Raw genomic sequence first — 1,037 nt, 5'->3', positions numbered from 1 at the left:
CGCGGCAAGGGCAAGTTCAAGGAACTGCCTGCCGATGCCAAGGGCGGCGTGCGCCTGGCCAAGAGCATCGAGGAAGTCGAGGCCTTTGCAAAGGAAATGCTCGGCAACACGCTCGTCACGGTGCAGACCGGCGAGGCCGGCAAGCAGGTCAATCGCCTCTACATCACCGATGGCGTTGATATCGCGAAGGAATACTACCTGTCGATGGTCGTCGACCGCGCTTCGAGCCGCGTCGCGATGATCGTCTCGACCGAGGGTGGCATGGACATCGAGGAGGTCGCGCATTCGACCCCTGAGAAGATCGCCACGATCACCATCGACCCGGCCGAAGGCTTCATGCCGCACCACGGCCGCGCCGTGGGCTATGCGCTCAAGCTGACCGGAGATCTCAACAAGCAGGCCGGCAAGATCGCCGAGCAGCTCTACAACGCCTTCGTGGCATTGGATTGCGACATGCTCGAGATCAACCCGCTGGTCGAGACCAAGGACGGCAACCTGCTCGTCCTCGACACCAAGATGAGCTTCGATTCGAACTCGCTCTACCGCCACCCCGACGTGATGGCGCTGCGCGACGAAACCGAGGAAGACCCGGCCGAGATCGAAGCGAGCAAGTACGACCTTGCCTACATCAAGCTCGACGGCAACATCGGCTGCATGGTCAACGGCGCCGGCCTTGCCATGGCGACGATGGACATCATCAAGCTGAACGGCGAATTCCCCGCCAACTTCCTCGACGTGGGCGGCGGCGCGACGACCGAGAAGGTCACCGCGGCGTTCAAGATCATCCTCAAGGACCCGGCGGTGAAGGGCATTCTCGTCAACATCTTCGGCGGGATCATGAAGTGCGACATCATCGCCGACGGCATCGTTGCCGCGGCCAAGGAAGTGAACCTGCAGGTTCCGCTGGTCGTCCGCCTCGAAGGCACCAACGTCCAGCAGGGCAAGGACATCCTCGCCAACTCCGGCCTGCCCATCGTCCCCGCCAACGACCTCGGCGATGCCGCCAAGAAGATCGTCGCTGAAGTCCGGAAGGTTGC

The 1,037-nt window shown here is 62.5% G+C and carries 1 protein-coding gene; it reads left to right on the top strand.

The genetic code is table 11. The features are described 5' to 3' along the window. A partial coding sequence (gene sucC, locus AC1Q5P_RS21895; protein ID WP_492520025.1) for an ADP-forming succinate--CoA ligase subunit beta occupies positions 1-1,037 on the top strand: 1,037 nt, incomplete at both ends.

This window comes from Novosphingobium sp. GW835-FHT14H07, assembly GCF_058793515.1.
The sequence above is the reverse complement of the archived record's forward strand: the minus strand, read 5'-3'. Positions and strand labels throughout refer to the sequence as shown.